Origin of the sequence: Paenarthrobacter nicotinovorans (assembly GCF_007670255.1) — a bacterium.
Taxonomy (GTDB): domain Bacteria; phylum Actinomycetota; class Actinomycetes; order Actinomycetales; family Micrococcaceae; genus Arthrobacter; species Arthrobacter nicotinovorans_B.
This window is the reverse complement of the sequence record NZ_SZVS01000001.1, coordinates 76,090-95,359: the sequence shown is the minus strand read 5'-3', so window position 1 is coordinate 95,359 and position 19,270 is coordinate 76,090. Positions and strand designations below refer to the sequence as shown.

20 protein-coding genes are annotated in these 19,270 nt (G+C 63.3%); 13 read left to right on the top strand and 7 right to left on the bottom strand.

What is annotated here, in order from left to right; all coding sequences use genetic code 11:
* Positions 1–132: 132 nt before the first annotated feature.
* Complete coding sequence (locus FDP28_RS00510) at positions 133–1,137, top strand: hypothetical protein (protein WP_144658662.1); 1,005 nt, start codon at positions 133–135, stop codon at positions 1,135–1,137.
* 19 nt (positions 1,138–1,156) lie between these two features.
* Here FDP28_RS00510 and FDP28_RS00505 read toward each other — a convergent pair whose 3' ends face one another.
* The 3 genes from FDP28_RS00505 to FDP28_RS00495 are packed head-to-tail and all read right to left on the bottom strand — an operon-like array spanning position 1,157 to position 2,824.
* A complete protein-coding gene (locus FDP28_RS00505; RefSeq protein ID WP_260842273.1) occupies positions 1,157–1,489 on the bottom strand; it encodes a DUF6510 family protein in 333 nt (110 codons plus the stop codon).
* Positions 1,486–2,223 (bottom strand): ferredoxin reductase, encoded by a 738-nt coding sequence (locus FDP28_RS00500; RefSeq protein ID WP_260842272.1) that lies wholly within the window; start codon positions 2,221–2,223, stop codon positions 1,486–1,488. The genes FDP28_RS00505 and FDP28_RS00500 overlap by 4 nt, the downstream gene beginning before the upstream one ends.
* 10 nt (positions 2,224–2,233) lie before the next feature.
* Complete coding sequence (locus FDP28_RS00495) at positions 2,234–2,824, bottom strand: sulfite oxidase-like oxidoreductase (protein ID WP_144658660.1); 591 nt, start codon at positions 2,822–2,824, stop codon at positions 2,234–2,236.
* A gap of 250 nt (positions 2,825–3,074) precedes the next feature.
* On the opposite strand from FDP28_RS00495, the gene FDP28_RS00490 reads away from it, so the two are divergent.
* A complete protein-coding gene (locus FDP28_RS00490; RefSeq protein WP_144658659.1) occupies positions 3,075–3,683 on the top strand; it encodes a hypothetical protein in 609 nt (202 codons plus the stop codon).
* 58 nt (positions 3,684–3,741) lie between these two features.
* Here FDP28_RS00490 and FDP28_RS00485 read toward each other — a convergent pair whose 3' ends face one another.
* Positions 3,742–4,575, bottom strand: a complete 834-nt coding sequence (locus FDP28_RS00485; RefSeq protein WP_144658658.1) for an aldo/keto reductase — start codon at positions 4,573–4,575, stop codon at positions 3,742–3,744.
* A 165-nt stretch (positions 4,576–4,740) separates the two neighbouring features.
* On the bottom strand, positions 4,741–5,520 hold the full coding sequence (locus FDP28_RS00480; protein ID WP_260842270.1) for an IclR family transcriptional regulator: 780 nt from the start codon (positions 5,518–5,520) through the stop codon (positions 4,741–4,743).
* 200 nt (positions 5,521–5,720) lie between these two features.
* On the opposite strand from FDP28_RS00480, the gene FDP28_RS00475 reads away from it, so the two are divergent.
* A complete protein-coding gene (locus tag FDP28_RS00475; RefSeq protein WP_313955634.1) occupies positions 5,721–6,542 on the top strand; it encodes a maleate cis-trans isomerase family protein in 822 nt (273 codons plus the stop codon).
* Positions 6,543–6,553: 11 nt separating this feature from the next.
* Positions 6,554–7,930 carry an SLC13 family permease gene (locus FDP28_RS00470; RefSeq protein WP_144658656.1) on the top strand — a complete coding sequence of 459 codons (1,377 nt, stop codon included), beginning with the start codon at positions 6,554–6,556 and terminating at the stop codon, positions 7,928–7,930.
* Positions 7,931–8,008: 78 nt separating this feature from the next.
* Here FDP28_RS00470 and FDP28_RS00465 read toward each other — a convergent pair whose 3' ends face one another.
* Together FDP28_RS00465 and FDP28_RS00460 are read right to left on the bottom strand one after the other, a co-directional pair.
* Positions 8,009–8,629: a flavin reductase family protein gene (locus tag FDP28_RS00465; protein ID WP_144658655.1), complete on the bottom strand. Its 621-nt coding sequence runs from the start codon at positions 8,627–8,629 to the stop codon at positions 8,009–8,011.
* A 51-nt stretch (positions 8,630–8,680) separates the two neighbouring features.
* On the bottom strand, positions 8,681–8,956 hold the full coding sequence (locus FDP28_RS00460) for a hypothetical protein (protein WP_144658654.1): 276 nt from the start codon (positions 8,954–8,956) through the stop codon (positions 8,681–8,683).
* A gap of 302 nt (positions 8,957–9,258) precedes the next feature.
* Between FDP28_RS00460 and FDP28_RS00455 the strand changes: the two genes are divergently transcribed.
* The 9 genes from FDP28_RS00455 to FDP28_RS00415 all read left to right on the top strand — a co-directional run bounded on the left by FDP28_RS00455 (position 9,259) and on the right by FDP28_RS00415 (position 19,235).
* Positions 9,259–10,734 (top strand): NtaA/DmoA family FMN-dependent monooxygenase, encoded by a 1,476-nt coding sequence (locus tag FDP28_RS00455; protein ID WP_144658653.1) that lies wholly within the window; start codon positions 9,259–9,261, stop codon positions 10,732–10,734.
* Entirely contained in the window at positions 10,731–11,618 is an 888-nt protein-coding gene (locus FDP28_RS00450) for a sulfurtransferase (protein ID WP_144658652.1), read from the top strand. Before FDP28_RS00455 ends, FDP28_RS00450 begins: the two co-directional genes overlap by 4 nt.
* A gap of 190 nt (positions 11,619–11,808) precedes the next feature.
* Positions 11,809–13,473 (top strand): TIGR04028 family ABC transporter substrate-binding protein, encoded by a 1,665-nt coding sequence (locus FDP28_RS00445; RefSeq protein WP_144658651.1) that lies wholly within the window; start codon positions 11,809–11,811, stop codon positions 13,471–13,473.
* A gap of 1 nt (position 13,474) precedes the next feature.
* Complete coding sequence (locus FDP28_RS00440) at positions 13,475–14,419, top strand: ABC transporter permease (protein ID WP_144658650.1); 945 nt, start codon at positions 13,475–13,477, stop codon at positions 14,417–14,419.
* Positions 14,416–15,285 carry an ABC transporter permease gene (locus FDP28_RS00435; RefSeq protein WP_144658649.1) on the top strand — a complete coding sequence of 290 codons (870 nt, stop codon included), beginning with the start codon at positions 14,416–14,418 and terminating at the stop codon, positions 15,283–15,285. Before FDP28_RS00440 ends, FDP28_RS00435 begins: the two co-directional genes overlap by 4 nt.
* Complete coding sequence (locus tag FDP28_RS00430) at positions 15,282–16,940, top strand: dipeptide ABC transporter ATP-binding protein (RefSeq protein WP_144658648.1); 1,659 nt, start codon at positions 15,282–15,284, stop codon at positions 16,938–16,940. The genes FDP28_RS00435 and FDP28_RS00430 overlap by 4 nt, the downstream gene beginning before the upstream one ends.
* Positions 16,937–17,986 (top strand): putative FMN-dependent luciferase-like monooxygenase, encoded by a 1,050-nt coding sequence (locus FDP28_RS00425; RefSeq protein WP_144658647.1) that lies wholly within the window; start codon positions 16,937–16,939, stop codon positions 17,984–17,986. The genes FDP28_RS00430 and FDP28_RS00425 overlap by 4 nt, the downstream gene beginning before the upstream one ends.
* On the top strand, positions 17,983–18,636 hold the full coding sequence (locus FDP28_RS00420) for a CMD domain protein (RefSeq protein WP_144658646.1): 654 nt from the start codon (positions 17,983–17,985) through the stop codon (positions 18,634–18,636). The genes FDP28_RS00425 and FDP28_RS00420 overlap by 4 nt, the downstream gene beginning before the upstream one ends.
* Entirely contained in the window at positions 18,633–19,235 is a 603-nt protein-coding gene (locus tag FDP28_RS00415; RefSeq protein WP_144658645.1) for an alkylhydroperoxidase domain protein, read from the top strand. Before FDP28_RS00420 ends, FDP28_RS00415 begins: the two co-directional genes overlap by 4 nt.
* The last annotated feature ends 35 nt before the right edge of the window (positions 19,236–19,270 follow it).

Sequence of the window (19,270 nt, the reverse complement as noted above, 5' to 3'; positions counted from 1 at the left end):
AGACCGGAAACAAGTGGGGTCGCCCCCAATCGGCATCCAATCAAAGCCTGCCTGCCAACGAGTTCGGTTGAAGGCAGGACATTGGCCGCCGGTGGGGTCGGCTCCACTGCCGTTTTGTGGTAGGTTGCCGTGATGAAGCCGCTTCAGGTCGGCCTTATGGCCGACCCCGCCGCGCCCACGCAGCTTGCACACCGCCTGTGTGACCTCAAGCCGCCAGGCGGCAAGGGCCACCCGGGGTGGAACATTGAGGTGGTCAGTGAGCCCTTCAGCACGGGCTCCGAGGATGTCGACACCGCCTTGGCGCGACTCCGGGACCACGCCCGCGACCATGAATGGGATGTGGTGATCGGGCTGACCGAGCTTCCCTTTCGCGACGAAGACGACGGCCGGTACCTGCTGGCTGAGACCGACCCCGGACAACGCGCGGCCGTATTGTCGCTGCCGGCCCTCGGCGGAATACGCATGCACCGGCGCGGCCGGCACGCAGTACGGTCACTTGTCAGCGGAATGGACGGTACGGCGCAAGACGAGGAAAGTGAGCTGCTCCCCCGCTTCACCAGCCGCTTCAGGTTGCTGGTGGGAATGGTCCTGGCGAACCGGCCCTGGCTATTGGTGCCCGGGCTCAAATCCGCTCTCGTCGCGGCACTGGCTACAGGAGCGGTCGCGACGATCAACTCAACGGTTTGGCTGTTGGCTGGCTCTCTGTCGCCCTGGCGCCTCATAGTTGCCATGCTCGCCTCAATTGCCCTTGTGGTCGGCTGGCTCGTCGTCGATGCCGGACTGTGGGACAAGGCCGACGACAATTCCGACGCCACGAAGGAAAGGTCCCGCCTCTACAACACGTCCACCCTGATCACCCTCATCATTGGGGTGGTCATCTGCTATCTGGCGCTCTACGTAGTGAATCTGGCGTGGGCCCTGTTTGTGCTCGACCCTGCCGTTATGGGGGGCTACCTCAAATCATCCCTCGACTACGGCGACCTGTTCATACTGACGTGGTTTGTCGCCTCAGCGGCCACCGTCGGCGGGGCCCTTGGCAGCGGACTGGAATCCGAGGAGGCAGTCCGCGCGGCCGCGTATTCCAAACGTGAGGAGGAACGGCGCAACACGCTTGCGGACGAGCGGAACCACAAATGAGCGGACGTATTTCAGCGGGTTACTCCTCGCGGTCAATCTCCAGGTAGCTGAGGCCGCTCAGATCCAGCCAGTATCGGCTCGGCGTCTGCACAAGCCGCAGCAGGACGCCCTGGCAATCGCGGCAGCGCACCACGATGCCTGGAGCATCGGTGAAGACCATGGCCGCCCCGAAAGCGCGCACTGAGCCGCAGTGCCGGCAGCGTCCAAGCGCGGCAATAATGTCGATGCGGAAGATTTCAGACAGGGCGCCCGCCGCTGCGTTGCCGTCCACGTAAGGGATCGGGTCATGCGGTGCCGCGGCAATGTCCTGATCCTCGGGATAGGGGAAAGCCACATCATGGGCGCCGTTCACTGGATGCCTCCCGTTCCGCCAAACCGTTCGGTCTTTATGGAGTCCGGCGAATAGCCTGCCATAACGAGCCAGTCCGCGACGGCCTCCACGAAAACGGTCTGACCGCACACAAACACATCCGGGTTCTCATCAGCCGGGAAAATCCTGGCCAGAAGCGTCTCCGACGTCAGGCGGGCCGGCAGCGACGGCCAGCCCTCCGGCGTCGAGCGCGTATAAACGTAGTCCACTGTCAACGAGTCCGATTCGCGGTCCAAACGCTCCAGTTCGTCGCCATAGAGCGCGGTGGCCGGCGATTTAAGTGAGTACAACAGCCGGAAAGGCGATGTGCTGCCGGACGCCTGGTGTGCCCGGATCATGGACATCAAGGGCACTACGCCCGAACCTCCTCCGATCAACTGAACGGGGTTGACGTTGCTGGGCCGCCAGACAAACCAGCCGCCCACGGGTCCCCGGATTTCCAGGCGGTCCCCCACCATCAGGTCCCGGACAAGGTAAGGCGACACTTCGCCGTCGGGCAGTTCGTCAACGGTGATCTCCAGCTGCCCGTCCTTGGCGGCGGAGGCCACAGAGTATGAGCGGATGGCGGTGTAACCGTCCTCGGCTGTCAGCCGGATGTCGATATGCTGTCCCGCCAGATGTCCCATCAGGCCCTCCACCCTGAGCCGGATGGTCCTGGCTGTGGCGTTCTCGTCCATCCCGCCGACCACTTCCGCGACTTGCCATACGGAGCTCACGGCACGTGCCTCATGAGTACCGCTCCTCCCGCCACGGGTTGCCGTGAAGGTGATAGCCGTTCGATTCCCAGAAACCGGGAACATCCTCCGCCGTCAGCTCAAGGCCATGAATCCATTTGGCGCTCTTCCAGAAATACAAATGAGGCACCAGGAGCCGTGCCGGGCCACCATGGGCCCGCGCCAGCGGCTCGCCGTCGAATTCCCAGACCACCCATGCTTTGCCGCCCAACAGATCCCACAGAGGAACATTCGTGGTGTAGCCGCCGAACGAGTGTGCCGTGGCGAAGTCGCTGGTTGTCTCAACGTTTTGGAAAAGAGTATCCACCGAAACCCCGCGCCACACTGTTCCCAGTTTCGACCAACTGGTCACGCAGTGGATGTCCTGGGTAATTTCCTCCTGCGGCAAGGCCATGAAGTCGTCCCAGGACCAGGAATGCCGTTGGCCTTCTTCCGTGGCGATGAAGAACTCCCAGGAGTCCAGGGCGATCAGCGGGGCCGGCCCCGCCGTCAGCACTGGAAAGTCCTGCGTCAGGTGCTGTCCGGGAGGCAAGGCGGGATCCCCGGACCGGCGTCCACGGAAACCGGACGAAATGATACCCATGATGCACCTCCACGACGGAGCCCCACCCGGCTTGTGGCCGCTGATGCCCTCACCATAGGTCAAGGATCGGCCCGGGTCCAGAGATCTTCCCTAGCGTCAACGAGCCACGTTCCGGTTACAAGGTTTTCGTAATGGGGACGCCTCCGAGGACGGCGCGACGGTTGAGCGAGCGGAATAGTCACCGCCCGCCACGGGTTGTGCTGATGAACGAAAGCAAGCCCGCACTACAGGAAAGCACCCAATCATCACCATGAACCCGTCACCGGCGAAAAGCTTGTCCGAACTGATGGCCGACGCTGACACCGCAGGCCATGACCATGCAGCCACGGAGAAGAACAGCGGCCTTCGGCACATCCACAACCACGCAACAGGGGCGGTCGTGTGGTTTCCCACGTGGCAGACCTTCCGCCAGACCAGCGACTGGGAAGATGCCGTCGCGGAGCAGGAGACCCGACTCAATGCCTCAACGGCTGAAGGTACCCCTCTCCAGAATGCGGTCGCAGACCTGCTGACGGAACGGCTTGACTCCCTGCTGGAACGGGCTGCCCAGTCACCGGACGCCAATGTCTTTGTGCAGGATAACCTCACTCCCCACCTAACGGAGACCTGGGCCATCGCCGACGCCGCGGCGCGCGCATCCGGTGCCGACCTCCCTGCAGGGACACCGCCGGCAGCCTTCTCCGGCTATCCCTATCACGTCTACGCCGAGGACGGCGGAGCTTTTGCTACGGCCCTCTGGAATGATGTGATCGATGCCCGTCGCCATCGCGCCATCGCCGAAGAGGCTGCCCGCAAAGCCCTTAAGCCCGTGTCCCGTAAGGCCCTGAAAAATGCCGCAAGGAAGGCTGCACGGCGCTGACGTCGTGCTTGGCCAATGGACGCCGGAGCCTGAAGGGCAGGCTGCACGAGGTAGTCGCCTAGATCATCTCTAGCATGCCTTTGCGGGTGGGCGGAGGATAGGCACTATCCAGGTCAGCCAGATCCTGTGGTGTGAGCTCGATGCTGAGGGAGCGGTGAACTTCCTGGACGTGATACGGACTTGAAGCCTTGGGAATGGCGACAACCAGTGGCTGCCGGAGCGCCCAGGCCAGTGCAATCTGCGCGGGGCTGGTGCCGTGTTCGTCCGCGATGCGGAGCAGCACAGGATCATTCAGCATCCGCCCCTGCTCAAGCGGCGAGTACGCCATCACGGGGACTCCGTTCCCGGCGCAATGGGGCAACAGATCGAATTCGATATCCCGGCGGGTCAGGTTGTACAGCACTTGGTCGGCGGCGACTCCTTCAGCGCCCGGTAAGAGCTGGAGTTCCTGCAGGTCCGCCACATCGAAGTTGCTGACGCCCCAGTGCCGGATCTTCCCGGCCTGCTGCAGGTGCTCGAAAGCTTCGAGCGTCTCGGACAACGGGACAGCGCCCCGCCAATGCAGAAGGTAGAGATCGATGCTGTCCGTTCCAAGGCGGCGCAGGCTACCTTCGCAAGCAGCAATAGTTCCGCGCAAAGTGGCGTGATGCGGCAGGACTTTGGTGACCAGGAACGCTTCGTTCCTCCGTGAGGAGAGCGCCTTCCCAACAAGTTCCTCGGCGGCGCCATTGCCGTACATTTCGGCTGTATCTACTACGGACATTCCCAAATCCAGGGCTGTACGGATCGCCGCTGTTTCGCTTGCGGCGTTGCCGGGGTGCTCGCCCATGCCCCACGTTCCGATTCCGAGCGCGGGGACAGTCTCACCGGATGGAAATGATACCTGGCGCAACGTAACTCCTGTCGACAAGAGCCCGTTCCCGTGACCGGATGCACCGAGTCCGAACTTTTGCCGATTGGACGTCGGTGAAACGCGCCGTGTTTTTCCAAACTACTCCAGGGCGGGAGGACATGGTAGGCAACGCACTGACCGCCACATTTTCGGCCGAGGAGTATGTCAGGAGTTGGTTTTGGCTGTCCGGGGAGTCTTCTCCCGGTCCCCCACGCCTTGGTAGCCAAGGGCATAACTGGCTTCGCGCCCCGCCTGGGCTACAACCGGCCCCAACCGCTGAACATCAGCGGGCCCAATCCGCTGAGTGGGGAACCCCAGACCCACGGCACATGCGAGACGGCCGGCATGGTCGAAGACCGGCGCACTGATGGAGCCAACATCCTGGTTGCGTTCCCCAAAGGCTGCGTAGAATCCCTGCCGGCGCGCCACCTCCGCCTGCTCCTTCAGCAGCTGAAGAGACACCGGGGTATCGGGGGTGAAACCCTCAAGCGCCTGCTCGTCCAACGCATCCCAGGCCCCGGGGTCGAACGCCAGGAAGATCTTGCCGGGGGCGCCGGCATGCAGAGGCATGACCATGCCTACCATGAAGGGACGCATCACAACGTGGCGTGTCTCGGCCACTGCGACGACGGTCCGGAATGCACCGTCTCGGACGTACAGGCAGGCGCTTTCACCGGTTTCGTCACGTAACCGCTGCAAAACCGGCTTAACCAGCCGAACGACGTCGAGCCCAAAAGTTCCGGGAGTAGCCCAGCGGACCAGGCCTATGCCGATCCGGTACCGGTCGCCGTCGCGGTCCAGGAACCCCTCACGGAGCATGTTCTGGACCAATCGCTGGCAGGTGCTCGACGGCAGCCCGGTCTTGCGGATGATCTGCTGCAGCGTCGGTTCCGGCTCATCTACCGAGAAACAGTCCAGGATCTCCGCCACCTTATGCAGGACCAAGAGGGGCGAAGCCCCTGCTCCGGGTTCTTTTACCACTGTCCATTACCCCTAACTCTTCTCCGCAAGCATGCACCAGCTTAGTGAAGCCTCGGGCGACACGGGTGTGATCCATTTGACACCGACACCGCATGACCCACATCATGAGATGCGAACCCACCTTATGGGTTTACTCGCCCCCAACACAACGACGTGGAGATTCCATGAGCACCATCACCGCCAGCACCTGCGAAACCGCCCCCGAGCCCAAGCGCCCCGGGAGCAGCCGCGTGGGATTGATCGTCCCCAGTTCCAACACGACCATGGAGACGGAATTGCCGGAGTTGTTCCGGCGCCAAGCCGAGGCGACCGGACACAAGTACACCTTCCACTCCGCCCGCGCCGGGATGAAGAAGGTCACCAGGGAAGAACTGCTTGCCATGGTGGGCAAGGCAGCCCAGTGCGCCGAAGCAGTTTCCGACGCCGATGTGGATGTCATCGCCTACGCCTGCCTCGTCGCCGTCATGGCTCAAGGTCCCGAAGCCCATGAGGGTTCCGAACGGGTGATTGCTGACGCTGCCTCCGGCAACGGACATCCGGCCCCGGTTACGAGCAGCGCAGGCGCCCTGGTCCGAACCCTGCATGAAATCGGCGCCAACAGGGTCGCCATGATCACCCCGTACATGAAGCCACTGACCAAGATGGTGGTGGACTACATCGAAGGATCGGGCATCACGGTGCTCGACGCCATCAGCCTCGAAGTAGCGGACAACCTTGAAGTCGGTTGCCTTGACCCTCAAAACCTGCCCGCACTGGCCCGCAGCCTGCAGCGCGAAGGCGCCGACGCCGTCGTCCTGTCCGCCTGCGTCCAGATGCCCTCCCTCGCCGCCGTCCAGGCAGTCGAGGACGAGCTGGGACTCCCTGTCATCACGGCAGCTACGGCCACTACGTACGAGATTCTCAAGGCGCTGGGCCACAAACCGGCCATCAGCGGAGCGGGCAGCCTGCTGTCCGGCGCCGGGGTGCTCGCCGCGGCGAAGGCGTAGGCGGCGGGCAAATGTCGCTCTCACTCATCGCCTTCCTGGTGCTCGTAGCGGCTTTCGCCGTCGGCTCGTTCACCAAGATCAACGCCGGACTTCTGGCCACCATAGCTGCGTTCGGCGTGGGTACCCTCCTGGCCGGGATGTCGGTCAAGGATGTCATCGGGCAGTTCCCGGCCGGACTTTTCTTCATCCTGGTGGGCGCCACCCTGCTCTTCGCCATCGTGCGGATCAACGGCACTATCGACCTGCTCGCCTACTGGGCTGAACGGCTCGCCGGCAACCGCAAGGTCCTGGTTCCCATCCTCATGTTCCTGCTGACTGCAGCCTTGGCCTCCGCCGGCGCCTTCACGCCCGCCGCCATCGCCATCGTCGCTCCGGTTGGCCTGGCTCTGGGCATGCGGTTCGGCATCAGCACCTTGGCCATGGGCCTGGTGATCGTCCAAGGCGCCAATGCCGGCGCCTTCTCCCCCGTCAACCCCTTCGGCGTCCTTGGCAACAAGATGTTGGACGCAGCCGGGGCCGGTGACGATTCATTGAAGCTGTATGCGTACTGCTTCATCTTCAACGCCGTCCTGGCCGTCATCGCCTATGTTCTGGTCCAGGCCATCATGAAGCGCCGGGCCACGAAGACGGCGGCGCGGCTCGGCGGGGACACTGCCATACATTACGACGGCGGACCCGCCTCCCCGGCGACAGATGGCGTGGGAGGATCGGGCACAGCCGTGCTTACGGCCCCGGCGCGGACTTCGGTTGCTGGGCAACATGCCAGCGGATCCGCCCCGGTCAAGGTAGCCGCCACCCCCATGCGGATTCTCACACTTGCGGGCATTGCGTCCCTGTTGGTTCTCACCACCGTCCTGGGCATGGATGTGGGAGTAGCCTCGCTGGTCATCGCCGGGGTCCTGATCATCCTCGACTCCAACGTGCAGAAGCCGGCGCTGGAAAGCATGCCATGGTCAGCCATCATCCTCGTCACCGGCATCGTCACCTACGTGGGCATGCTGGAGAAAATGGGCGCGCTGAAAGAACTTCAGGAAGGCATCGCCGGTCTGGGCAACAGTTCTCTCGCGGCGCTGATCGCCAGCTATGTGGTGGCAATCGTTTCAGCCTTCGCCTCCACCACGGGAACCCTGGGCGTCATCAGCCCCGTGGTTGCCCCCATCGCCATGGACCCCCTGCTCACTCCTGTGGGCGTGGTGACGGCCATCGCCATCAGTTCCTCCGTGGTTGACGTCAGCCCGATGTCCACCAGCGGAGCCCTGCTGATGGCCAGCGCCCAGCCGAAAGACGAGCGGATGTTCTTCCGTGCGCTGTTGCTGTGGGCCATCGCAATGATCGGCGTTGTACCGCTTCTGGCCTGGTTCTTGTTTGTCCAGCTCGGCATTGGCTAGGAGCTACAGGCTAAAACAAAAGGGACGTCCCGCTTGGGACGTCCCTTTTGTTTGCCTCGGATTGACGGCCAGCCGGCCCTAACCCTTGGGAGCGAAATCTCCCGGCCAGCCCCCGAGCCGGATACGGCTACGGCTCCGGACGGCTCCGAGTGTTCCCCACTCGTCCAGCCCCAACCTGGCCAGTGGCTCAAGCAGGTCGATCCGCGGGTGGCTGCCATCGAGCACAGCACTACTCACGGCAGCATGTGTCACCTCGCCAAAAACCACAGTCGAGTCCCCGATCGGCAGCACGGAATGGAGCCGGCATTCAAGCACCGCCGGCGATTCCTTGACGCGCGGCACTGCCACCGTCAGGCTCGGCTCACGAGTCAGCCCTACGGCATCAAACTCACTGACCTGCGGCGGGAAGTTGGTTCCAGTGGCGTTGACCTCTTCCAACAGCGTCGCCGGAGCGAGGTTGATGACGAATTCTCCCGACGCGGTGATGTTGCGCAGCGAATCCTTCTCGCCCACCGACGTGAACTGCACAATCGGCGGATTGGTTGATGCAACCGTGAAGAACGAATGGGGTGCAACATTGTCGGTTCCTGCCGGAGAGACGGTCGAAACCCAGGCGATCGGCCGGGGAACCACCACTGCGGTCAAAAGCCGGTAGAAGTCACGGGCGGACGTGGCCGAAGGGCTGAAATCGTTTCGCATACTGCCAGCCTAGCGATCAAACAAGAGTGGGTCAGTTGAGCAGCAAGGGCCCTAGGCTGCCGTCGAAAGCGTGACGTAGCGTCCTTCAACGGCCCGGTTGGCAACGACGGCGGCATTGGCCACCGTCACGTAGCTGCCACGGGCGACAGCCGGCAGGTTTCGGCTGCCCGGGATGGTGACATAGGACCCCTCTGTACCTGGCTGCGGGATACCCGCGGGCAGAGTCACGTAGCTGCCACCGTGCGATTCGGTGTTGACGGCACCGACCTCGGTAACGCTCTCAGGGGTGGTTTCGATGGTTACGGGGCGTTCGGCAAGCAAAGTCATTGATACTCCTTGGGATTCAGGATCATGGCCAGTTAGGGACTCCAGTACCGCTCAAGCGGAAGGGATGCGGATTGTGGCGCTCGCCCTGCCGGCCCGGGAGTGTTCACCGGTGCGGTAGTCAAGGGCTGCTCTGGCCTGTACTCAAGTCTAACTTCTTATTCTGAGCTACTCAAAATAAGGTGGCAGGACTCACTCCCACAGGTGCTGAACCGGGATGAACCACAGTGACCTGACGTGACACCGCACTAACGCATGTGAAGTCTCATTGGGAGCCCTGCCCGGACAGCTCCTAAGTTCGGCGCATGACAAACAACTCCACGCATTCCGAAGCCAACGACACAGGAACCACCAAACGCAAGCACATCATCATCGGGGCCATGTTTCGGGCCGTCGGCGCCTACCCCAGCGGCTGGCGCTACCCGGGAGCGCACCACGATCCCCATGACGATCCGGAGGTAATCCGCGCCACTGCATTGGAAGCCGAGGCAGCGGGCCTCGACTACATCTTCTTCGGCGACTGGCTGGCTACAGGACCCGATTTGGAGTTCAGGGATCCCTATCTGGCCGCCCGCATCGAACCACTGAGCGCGGTCGGTTTCCTTGCCGGGCTCACCTCCAGGATCGGCCTGATTGCCACGGTCAACGCCACCTACTCCGATGCCTATACCCTGGCCCGCATCAGCGCCTCAATAGACCGGCTCAGCGGTGGACGCCTCGGCCTGAACATCGTGACGGGGGCCGAACCACGGGCAGCTGCCAATCACGGCCGGGATGCGCACTGGGGCAACGAACAGCGCTACGACTCCGCCGAAGAACTCATCGATGCTTTGAGGCTGCTATGGGATAGCTGGGGCGACGGCGCCTTGGTCGCCAATCAGGAATCGGGGCTCTATCTGGACCCCTCCAAACTGCACCGGGCTGACTTCAGGGGCGCGCACCATCCCGTGGCCGGTCCCTTGAATGTGCTCCGACCCATCCAAGGGCATGTTCCGCTGGTCCACGCCGGCACGTCCCAGCGCTCACGGCACCTTGTCCACACACGCGCTGACTTGGCCTTGCTGGCGCTGCCGGGCATCGCAGAGGCAGCCGCGGAGACGAAGACCCTCCGCACGGAGGCCGCGGCGAACGGCAGGAATCCAGACCACGTCAAGAGTCTCACTCCCGTGCTGCCCATCATTGGGTCAACCTTCGAAGAGGCCTGGGAGATTCACGATTTCCTGGCCTCCCGGGTGCCTGTATCACCGGGACCGCACGACGACAGGGAAGGATTCCCTGCCACCCGAAGCTTGGCTGTCCTGGGCGAAGCGATTGGGCTCGAGCTGGCCCAAGCCGAGCTCGAGGCGGAAGTCACCGTTGACGATGCTGCCCGCTTCAACCAACACGGCGAGCACCTGCTTGACCTGACACGGCAGCGCTCAGGGAGGATACCGGGCACGGCACGGCCCGTGCGATGGCGGGACATTCTTGTCAACCACTTGGTGTCTTACAGCGTGGTGGTCGGCACTGCCGCACATATAGCCGATTACCTACAGGCCTGGCATGAGGAAGGCGGTGTGGACGGCTTCAACATCCTCACTCCTTTCCTCGGGGAGCAATTTGAACGCTTCACCCGCGGAGTGATCCCTGAATTGCGGGCCCGTGGTTTGTTCCGGGAGGCATACCAGGGAAGCACGCTGCGCGATCATCTGGGACTCACCGTTCCTGTGAACCTCCACGAGGCCACACCGGTTGAAAGCACGACGGCGGCAGGTCCGGTCGGAGCCGGAGCCCGGGCATGAGCTCAGAGGCCACATCCATACCCGACACGGAGCTGGATGAACTACGCAATGCTCATTTCATCGAAGCGGCCGAACTGGCCCGTCAGCTCCCCGAAGGAGCGGCGCCGGTCCTGCTGGACATCCGGTTCAGACCCGGCCTCGCCGAACCGGAAGCAGAATACGACGCCGGCCACTTGCCGGGGTCTCACTACGTCCACCTGCCCACGGTGCTCGCGGACGCTGGACCGCACAGGTCCGCAGTGGATGGGGCACTCCCCCTTCCGTCAGCAGGTGCTCTGCAGTGCGCCCTGCGCAGCTACGGGATCAACAATGACTCGGCGGTGGTGGTCTACGACAACCGGCACGGACTGTCGGCGGCCAGGGCCTGGTGGGTCCTGAAGTGGGCCGGACTGGTCAATGTAAGGGTCCTCGACGGTGGCTATGGCTATTGGCAGAGCCTGGGCTTGCCGACCACGACACAACGACCGGACACCGGGGCCGGATCAATAACGCTGAAGGCCGGACTGTCCCCGGCGAGCGGCAACCTTGCAACCATCGCGACCGACGAAGCGGCGGCCTTTCCACACGGCGGCATCCTGCTTGACGCCCGGGAAAGAGAACATTTCGTCGGGACTCCCGGGGACCCGCCAGCCCACATTCCCGGAGCGCTCAGCCTTCCCAGCAGCAGCACCTTGGACGAGGACGGGCTGCTGCTTCCCCCTGAGGTGCTGCGTGCGCAGGCCGAGGCGGCCGGACTGACTCCGGGGGCCGCCGTCGGAACCTATTGCGGCGCCGGCGTCCTGGCCGCCCACAAAGTCCTTACCCTCGCCACGCTGGGGATCGAAGCGGCACTGTACGTCGGGTCCTGGTCAGCATGGTCGGCCACCGCGGCAGAAAGGAACTAATCGAGGGCAAAAGCTGCCGGATTGTTGCGGCGCGTGAAGCGCTTTTTCGCCATGCGAACTGGAGTGACCGTTGATGTCGGCCCGGTTCGGACAGGCTTTCGCACCCTCCTACAGTGATGTCCAGACGTCCTTCCATCACCATTTTCCGCGCAGCGCCGCGGGCTCCACTCCATCCGAAAGAGGCATCCCCATGATCTTCCCCAGACCCGTCCGCGCCATCTCGGCAGGCGTGGCAGCGCTTGCGCTCGCCACGGTCCTGGCTGCGTGCGGCGGCGCAGAAACGGCGAAGCAAGCCGACGACGGCGGCGCGCCGGTTACCGGTGGCACGCTGGTTTACCTGGAGCAACAGGCTCACACCAACCTGTATCCACCATCGGGCGGCTTCTATCCCAACGGCGGCATCCTGAACCAGATTACGGACAAGCTGACATTCCAGGATCCCGAGACGCTCAAGATTGAGCCATGGCTCGCCGAGTCCTGGACCAGCAACCCCGAGTTGACCCAGTACACGTTCAAGCTGCGCAGCGGCGTCACCTTCTCCGACGGCACGCCCGTGGACGCAGCAGCAGTAGCACGCAACTTCGACACGTACGGCCTGGGAAACAAGGCCCTGAACCAGCCCGTCTCCGAAGTCATCAACAACTATGACCACAGTGAGGTTGTTGATCCGCTCACCGTCAGATTCCACTTCAAGAAGTCCTCGCCGGGCTTCCTGCAGGGCACGGCCACCATCGGTTCCGGCATCGTCTCCATTAGCACACTGGACCGGAAGTTCGACGAACTTGGCGATGCCCGCAACATCATCGGCAGCGGTCCGTTCACTGTCGCCAGCGAAGTGCTCGGCAAGGAGCTCGTTCTGGAAGCCCGCAAGGACTACAACTGGGGACCAGCCACAGCGAAGCACCAGGGACGGGCCTACCTGGACACCGTAAAGATCGTGGTGACCCCTGAGGACAGCGTGCGCACAGGGTCTCTTCTTGCCGGGCAGGGCGACCTGATCCGCCAGGTCCAGGCCTATGACGAGAAGCAAGTAGCAGGGCAGAACTTTACGATCCATGCTCCGGGCACCCGCGGAGTCAATGACAGCATCGTTTTCCGTCCGGATAATGCGCTCGTCTCTGATGTGCGGGTCCGGCAGGCACTCCTGAAGGCTACGGACACCCATGAAGTGGTGGACACGATCTTCTCGGAGAACTACCCCGTGGCCACCTCCGTCCTGGCCAAGGACGCCCAAGGCTACGTTGACCTTTCGGACAAGCTCCGCCACGACCAGGACAAAGCCAAGCAACTCCTGGACGAGGCTGGCTGGAAGGTCGGAGCCGATGGCATCCGGACCAAGGACGGAGCGCAACTGTCCTTGACCATTTATGAGTCCCTGCCACAGCCGCAGAACAAGGCCGTGCTGCAGCTCGTGGCCCAGCAATGGCAAAAAGTAGGCGTGAAGCTCAATGTCCTCGCCGGTGACTCCGGAAGCAAGACCGTTGACAGCCTGGATCCTGAAAAGACCCCTGTTTCCGTTGCCATGGTGGGTCGCGCTGATCCAGACGTGATCAAGAGCCAGTTCTACCCGAAGAACCGCGACGCCCTGCTCCAGTTGGGTGGCAGCAGCCAGAAGGTGAAGAGCTTCGTCGATGAAAAACTCAATGCCCTCCTGGAAGCGGAAACGGCCCGCACTGACCCGCAGCAGCGCCTCAAGGACGTAGCCGACATCCAGAACCACCTCATCGACCAGGCCCTGGTGATCCCGATCTTCGAAGAACCGCAGGTCTTCGCTTCGGCTCCCTACCTGCACGGCCTGTCCTTCGAAGCTGTTGGCCGGCCTAGCCTGTACGGCGTCTGGCTCAACAAGGGCTGACATGCAGCGTTATCTCCTGAACCGTATCGGCCAGGCAGTTCTGGTCCTCTGGGCAGCGTTTACGATCGCCTTCGTGCTGTTGCAGGCGCTGCCCGGGGACGCCCTCATGATCAAGTACCAGAATCCCGACATGGGCCTGAGCCCTGCAGAGATCGCCGACATCCGGAATTCGTACGGGGCAGACACTCCACTGTTCCTGCAATACCTGAATTCCCTCGCCGGCTTCCTCACGGGGAACCTCGGCTATTCAGTGCAGGCCGGTGTGCCCGTTGTTGACCAACTCGCAGCCAATTTACCGTCGACCCTGGCACTTGCCGGGCTGGGATTCCTGGCCGCTGTCATCCTGGCGACAGCCATCGCGTTCCTCGCCAGCCTCGCTCCCTTCGCATGGCTGCGCAACGCCATCGAGTCCCTGCCGTCGCTGCTGGTCTCCGTTCCGGTGTTTTGGCTTGGCATCGTACTGATCCAGATCTTCTCCTTCCGGCTCAAGCTCATTCCCGTGATCAACCCGCCCGAGGCCCTGGGGCTGATCCTTCCGGTGGCGACGCTCGCCGTCCCGATCTCCGCTCCCCTGGCCCAAGTGCTGATCCGCAGCATCGATGACGTGCGCACCCAACCGTTTGTCGCCGTCGCCCGTTCACGCGGCGGCAGCAACGCCTGGGTCCTCAGCCATCACGTGGCCCGAAACGCGGTCTTGCCCGCCTTGACCATCGCTGGCGTTCTCCTCGGCGAACTTATCGGCGGTGCCGTGGTGACGGAGACGGTATTCGGGCGCAACGGCGTCGGACAGTTGACCCAGCAGGCCGTCAACAACCAGGACGCCGCAGTGTTGCAGGCCGTTGTGGTTCTTGCCGCGGCTGCCTTTGTGCTGGTCAACCTTGCCGTGGATCTGCTCTACCCCGTACTGGATCCCCGGCTCAAGCAAAAGACAGGAGCGCTCACATGAGCCAGGCAACCGTGGTCCAAGCCACGCAACCGGATGTCCCGCCCAAGGGCCCGGATCGCCGCTTAGCGGTTCCCCGGATCCAGCCAGGGCTCTTGCTGGCTTGGCTGGTCCTGGGAATCGTTGCTGTGTGGACCATCGCGCCGGGACTCTTCACCGGCCACAACCCCACGTCAGGCAAAGCACGGGACAAGCTCCTTCCACCAAGCAGCGAGTACCTCCTCGGCACGGACGAACTGGGCCGCGACCTCTTGTCGAGGATGATCCACGGTTCCATCAACTCAGTAACAGGTGCCCTTGTGGCCGTCGGGGTGGGGCTCGTGGTGGGAACCCTTCTGGGACTGCTCGCAGGTTCCCTGGGTGGAGCAACCGACAACGTGGTGATGCGGGTGGTGGATGTGCTGCTGTCCATCCCAAGCCTCCTGCTCTCGCTGAGCATCATCATCATTCTTGGATTCGGCACGGTGAATGCCGCGATAGCCGTGGGCGTGGGTTCCATTGCCAGCTTCGCCCGGCTGTCTCGATCCGAAGTCCTGAGGGTCCGCCGAAGCGACTTCGTTGAAGCTGCCTTCGGAAGCGGCGGCACGTTCGCTTCAGTATTGCGGCGACACATCCTGCCGAATTCGGCCGGACCGGTGCTTGCGCTCATCGCCCTGCAATTCGGCAGTGCGATCCTGGCGATCTCCACGCTTGGCTTCCTTGGCTACGGCGCTCCACCCCCCACTCCTGAATGGGGGTTGTTGATCGCCGAGGGCCGCAACTACGTGGCCACATCCTGGTGGCTGACCACCTACCCGGGCCTGGTTGTGGTGGCCGTGGTCCTGTCTGCCAACCGCATCAGCCACTCGATCCGAAAGGTACAACCGTGAGCGACGTCCTTACAGAGACGGCTGCCGCGGCAGCGGGGCCGAGCATACCGTCGCCTGTCCTGGAACTGCGGAACCTGTCGGTGTCCTACGCCGACAAGCACCGAACGCACCGCAGGGTGGTCCACGACGTCTCCCTGCAGATCTCCCCCGGCGAGGTCCTGGCGCTCGTGGGTGAATCAGGCTCCGGAAAGTCCACCACAGCACAGGCGGTCATCGGCCTCCTCGCCGGCAACGGACGCGTGGACGGTGGCAGCATCCTGCTCAACGGCACGGACATTGCCGGTTGGTCGCAGAAGCGCCTCGAATCGATCCGCGGCGCCAAGATCGCCTTGATTCCACAGGATCCGACGAGTTCGCTGAACCCAGTGCTTCCAGTGGGAGCCCAGGTCGAGGAGGTGCTCCGGCTGCATACCAAGCTGCCCAAGACCGAACGAAGGCGGCGCGTCCTGGAACTCCTGGAGCGGGTAGGCATACCGGAGCCGGAACGTCGGGCAGGTCAGTACGCCCACGAACTCTCGGGTGGCATGAAACAGCGAGTGCTCATTGCAGCCGCCATTGCCCTAGAACCGCAACTGATTATCGCCGATGAGGCCACCAGCGCACTAGATGTCACCGTGCAGCGTCGCATCCTGGACCTGATCGACGAACTCCGTGCCGAGACAGGAACGGCCGTCCTTTTCGTCACCCACGACCTCGGAGTTGCCGCTGACCGGGCTGACCAACTGGTGGTACTCAAGGACGGCAGGGTCCAGGAACAAGGCCCGACCACACAGGTTTTAGCCAATCCCGCCAGCAGCTACACGAGGCAATTGCTGGCTGATGCTCCGTCCATTTCGCCGGCCGCGGCCCGACCGGTACCTACCCCTGGCCGCGAGGTGACTGTTGCGGTGTCAAACCTCGTGCAGGAGTTCGAAACCGGGCGCAACCAGCCGTCCTTCCGGGCCGTGGATGACGTGAGCTTCCAGGTGCCCCGCGGCAGCACGCACGCCATTGTTGGCGAGTCCGGATCAGGCAAGACCACCACGGCCCGTGCCCTCGCTGGATTCCAGCGCCCCACTTCAGGCAGCATCACCATCAGCGGGATCGAGTTGGCAGGCCTGGATGCCAAAGGCCTGCGGCAGTTCCGCAAACACGTCCAGTTGGTCTACCAAAACCCCTTCACTTCTTTGGATCCGCGCCAGAGCATCGAAAGGATCATCGAGGAGCCCCTCCTGAACTTTGATCCCGTTCCGCGTCCGGAGCGGGAAAGGATCGTCCGCGCACTGCTTGATCGCGTGCACTTGCCCGCCAATCTGTTGCCCAAGCACCCGCGCGAACTCTCTGGAGGCCAGCGCCAGCGCGTCGCGGTTGCCAGGGCGCTGGTACTCAACCCGGAGGTCCTGATCCTGGACGAGGCCGTCTCGGCGCTCGATGTCACCGTCCAGTCCCAAATCCTCACCCTCCTGGAAGAACTCCAGGCGCAGATGGATCTGACGTACATCTTCATCACCCATGACCTGGCAGTAGTCCGCCAGATTGCCGACACCGTGTCAGTGATGAGCGCCGGCCGGCAGGTCGAGGCCGGAACCGTCACCGACGTGTTCGACCATCCACAGCATGCATACACCCGCGAATTGATCGAAGCGATCCCAGGCAACCGAAAGGCACGGCCATGACCCAGCACCTGCAAGGATCCAAGCGGATCGGCTTCTTTACGCGACTGCTCGACGACGCCGGACCGGCCGAGCGTTACCGGCTCGCCTTGGAGCAGATACAGACTGCCGAGGCAGAAGGGTTCGATACCGCCTGGGTGGCGCAACACCACTTCAACGAAGCCGAGGGCGGCCTGCCTGCACCGTTGGTCTTCCTCGCCTATGCCGCTGCCCGCACCTCCCGGATCCGCCTCGGTACCGGAATCATCACGCTGCCACTGGAAGATCCCGTACGCGTTGCCGAAGACACGTCGGTTCTTGACCTGCTGTCCGGGGGCCGCCTCGAAGTCGGTGTCGGGACCGGCGGTACCGCTTTCTCCTTCGCAGCATTCGGTCTGGACAGCGAACAGCGTCGCTCCCTCCACGCTGACAAGCTCCAGATCCTGACCGAAGCCTGGGGAGGGAAGGAGGTACGCTCTTCAGCCAATTCCCTCTATCCTGCAGCTCCCGGGTTGCTGGAACGGCTCTGGCAGGCAACGTTCTCCGCCAGCGGCGGCGAGCGCGCCGGCCGTGCAGGCGATGGGCTCATGCTCTCCCGTACCCAGCCGCGCGACTCATCGCAACCGGATGCTCCCCTTGAGGCCCTGCAGAACCCCATCATCGACGCCTACCTCCAGGCACTTCCTGCCGGAGCAACACCACGGATCCTGGCTTCCCGGACCCTCTTCGTCGCTGATGACCGGGCAACTGCCCTCCGCTTCGCAGAAACGGGTCTGAGAAGAATCGTCCCGCACTTCGAGCGCCAGGGCCATGTGTTCACCAGTGACACAGTGGAGGACCTTATTGCGGCCACGGACTCGCATGTGGGCTCGGTTGAGGACGTCATCGAGTCGCTTAGCCGCGACAGTGTCCTGGAGCGGGCCACCGATGTGACTTTCCAGGTCCACTCCATCGACCCACCGCACGAGCACATCCTGCGTTCCATCAAGCTCGCGGCGACAGAGGTCGTTCCGCGACTCGGCTGGAAGCCTGTTCCAACTCCCGTACCCGCCCTGCAAGGAGAGAAATGAGCACCACCTTCACTGACGCCGTCGACGACATACTGGGAGTCATCCCGGGCTCGCCGCTGGACCAGCTGCGCCGCCGCCGTCCGGTCACCCGCGACAACACGCAAGCGAGCTACCTCGCGCTGTTCCACACCGGGCAACTGGACGACGCCGGCGCAAGCGAGCGATACGCCGTCGCCCTGTTCGTGGCGCTTCTTCACGACAACCACGCCGCCGCTGCCTTCTACGCCTCAGGACTCACACAGTCCGGTGCCGGACCCGCCCTGACGGCAGCTGTTCGGGACGCAGCGCAGTCCGCCGCCACCGAGGGTCCTTACGGCACGTACCGCGAACCGGGCCTGCAGGGCGAAAGCAAGCCCGGACTCACTTGGGTTGCAGGCCAGGACCTGCGGGATGCGCTGGGTATTCGGCTCACGGCAGCGCTGGAGCACGCCCACCTGCTGGTCTTCCGTCCCCGCGAGTCTTCACCATCAGCACTTCAGGCCCTGTTGTCCGCCGGCTGGACAACTACGGGAATCGTGACCCTGTCCCAACTTGTCGCATTCCTTTCGTACCAGCTCCGGATTATTACAGGGCTGGGGCTGCTCAATGCCCAGCCGACTGCTGAAGAAGCCGAGCGCACCGAAGCACAGAACGAAAGGATCTACTCATGAGCGATTCGGTTACTACCTACCCTGGCCTGAGCCGCCCCGATGCCTTCACGCAGGACCAGTTGGGCTGGGTGCCGTGGCTTGAGGCCCCGGCCGCCGAGGAACTGACCGAACGGCAGTACGAGGGTTTGGTCGACCGGTCGCGCGCCTCGAGCGACTACTTCCGACTGCTGGCCCGCGACCCTGACATCCTCGGCGCCAGGACGAGGACAGACAAGGACATCTTCTACAACACCAAGGAAGGTCTCCCCCGGGCCGAACGCGAGCTCGCAGCGACGGCCACTTCACGGGAGAACGGCTGCGTTTTCTGCGCATCGGTCCACTCGCGGTTCGCGTCCCACTATTCAGAACGGCACGACGACGTCCAGCGCCTTCTCGACGACGGCACCTCGGCGGACCTCGGCCCGCGATGGAATGCAATCACCGCTGCCGCAGCAGCCCTTGCACACACACCGTCGCGGCTCGACGCCGGCCACCTCCAGGCGCTGGAGGATGCCGGGCTGGATGCCTTGGAAATCTCCGATGTCATTCATGGCGCAGCCTTCTTCAACTGGGCGAACCGGCTGATGCTGTCCCTCGGAGAGCCGGAGGCGGCCAGCTGAAGCAGTAATACTGCTGGCATTAACAACCGCCTCAC